At 70.2% G+C, this 1933-nt stretch carries 2 protein-coding genes and 1 pseudogene; 2 read left to right on the forward strand and 1 reads right to left on the reverse strand.

Features of this window, described 5'->3' with window-relative positions; all coding sequences use genetic code 11:
* Window positions 1-240, reverse strand: a pseudogene (locus ACFXAZ_RS39370) (hypothetical protein); the annotation flags it as partial.
* Between the two features lie 101 nt (window positions 241-341).
* On the opposite strand from ACFXAZ_RS39370, the gene ACFXAZ_RS39375 reads away from it, so the two are divergent.
* Together ACFXAZ_RS39375 and ACFXAZ_RS39380 are read left to right on the forward strand one after the other, a co-directional pair.
* Entirely contained in the window at window positions 342-1295 is a 954-nt protein-coding gene (locus tag ACFXAZ_RS39375) for a helix-turn-helix transcriptional regulator (RefSeq protein WP_384601852.1), read from the forward strand.
* A 119-nt stretch (window positions 1296-1414) separates the two neighbouring features.
* The gene (locus ACFXAZ_RS39380) at window positions 1415-1651 is read left to right on the forward strand and encodes a hypothetical protein (protein ID WP_384601855.1); all 237 of its coding nucleotides are present in this window, start codon (window positions 1415-1417) and stop codon (window positions 1649-1651) included.
* The last annotated feature ends 282 nt before the right edge of the window (window positions 1652-1933 follow it).

Raw genomic sequence — 1933 nt, forward strand, 5'->3', positions numbered from 1 at the left:
GGGGTAGAGGAGCCGCCCCCCCCCGCTCCCGCCCCCACCCTCTCGCGCCCACCCCAATCCGGTGATGTCCGAGATGTGCGTGTCCAGATCCGTCTGAGGTCCGCCCTGGTCGGCGTGCTCGGCCAGGCCCGTCAGCGTCAGCGGCAGCGCCGTGTGGCCACGCTCGCGCAGCGCGCGGGCGGTGTCCTGCCAGGCCCATGCCCCGAGCCAGGCGCCGGGAACGAGTACGAAGGTGGCCATGTGATCTCCCTGAAGTGAGGTGCTGCTTGGAGCGTAGAGTCGATACAGGACAGAATCCGCCCTGAAATGTCGAGTGATCCATGTCGCATCCCCTGACACGTGTGCTGACCCTGCTGGAACTCCTCCAGTCAAACGCCCGACTCACCGGGGCAGAGCTGGCGGACCGCCTGGATACCGACGTCCGCACGGTGCGCCGGTACACCGCCCACCTGCGGGAACTGGGCATCCCCGTGGAGGCCGAGCGTGGCCGCTACGGCGGCTACCGACTGGCCCGCGGTTACCGGATGCCACCCCTGGTCCTCACCAACGACGAGGCTCTCGCCGTTGTACTGGGTCTGCTCGCCGCGGAACGTCTGGGTATGAGCACGGCCGCACCGGCCAGTTCCGGTGCCCTGGCCAAGATCGAGCGGGTGCTTCCGCACGCCCTGCGCGAACCGCTCGCCGCCATGCGGGAGACCCTCTCGTTCACCGCCAACGCCGTAAGCGGGCAGGCACCCGGGACCGGCGTCCTGCTGGCACTGGCCCAGGCCTCCCGCTCCCGGATCACGGTCGGCATCAGCCACCGGTCCTGGCGCCAGGAGCACACCGAACGCGACCTCGACCCCTACGGCGTGGTCTTCCACACCGGCCGCTGGTACGTCGTCGGCCACGACCACCTCCGCGACAGCCTGCGGACCTTCCGTATCGATCGCATCGCCTCCGTCACGCCCCGAACCCGCCCCTTCACCACCCCAGACGGCTTCGACCCCGTCGCCCACCTGACCTCAAGCCTGGCCCAGGGGCTCTACCGCTGGCAGGTCGAGGTGACGATCCACGGCCCCCTCGACGCGATCGCCCGCCGGCTGCCTCGCTCAGCGGTGACCCTCACCGCCCAGCCCACCAGCGTCCTCATGCACGCACGGGCAGAAAGGCTGGACGGTATGGCACACCTGCTCGCCTCCCTGGAATGGCCCTTCACCATCCATCAACCCGACGAACTGCGACAGGCGCTCAAAAACCTCGCCGACCAACTGACCGCAGCCGCTCAGCGGGGCCCGGAAGAACTACCACAGTAAATACCGGATTTACTGCGGCAGAGCCCCTGCCGTGATCACCACAACCTGCGGCTGGCCATTCAGGCCACCGGGGCGAGGTGTACGCATCTACTTCCGCAGTGCCGGAAGGGCGGGGCGGCATGACGATCGAACCAGTGACCGAGCTGAGAGCCGGGGGCGCGCCGCGCGTGCCCCGCGCTCAGGTCGTACCCCGGTCCGCCGCTCCGGCGTCGTACACCGCGGCGGTCGAGCGCTACCTCACCGGCGCGGGCATCGCGAAGTCCTCCGCGCGGATCTACCGGATCTCCCTACCGCGGCTGAGCCGATGGCGATCAGTACGGCCCGGGGGAGGAGGGCACGAGTACGGCCGCACATAGGTGAGCAAAGGACGCCTCCGAGACGAGCCCATCGGGGTTGTCCCTGTCAGTGACCCGCCCGGCCGGGCGATCTCGGTCCCGACGCCGGGTAGCGCGAGCAGGCGGGTGCGGTGTGCAGGGGGCTGCGCCGCCGCGATGGGTCGGAGTACTCCGGGTCCTGATCATTTCCAGGCGAGGGGCCATGCGGGGGGGGGCGCGCCCGCGCCGCCGCACCAGGCCCGATCGAGAGCGCGCACCGGCGCAGAGAGTGTGTGTGTCTGCGCGGGGTGAGAGCGCGCGGGC

This window comes from Streptomyces sp. NPDC059477 (assembly GCF_042749375.1).
In the GTDB taxonomy this organism is placed as follows: Bacteria; Actinomycetota; Actinomycetes; order Streptomycetales; family Streptomycetaceae; genus Streptomyces.

Excerpts from the sequence above, each read along its gene's own strand:
- ACFXAZ_RS39380 (WP_384601855.1), top strand. The coding sequence starts at position 1,415 with ATGACGATCGAACCAGTGACCGAGCTGAGAGCCGGGGGCGCGCCGCGC.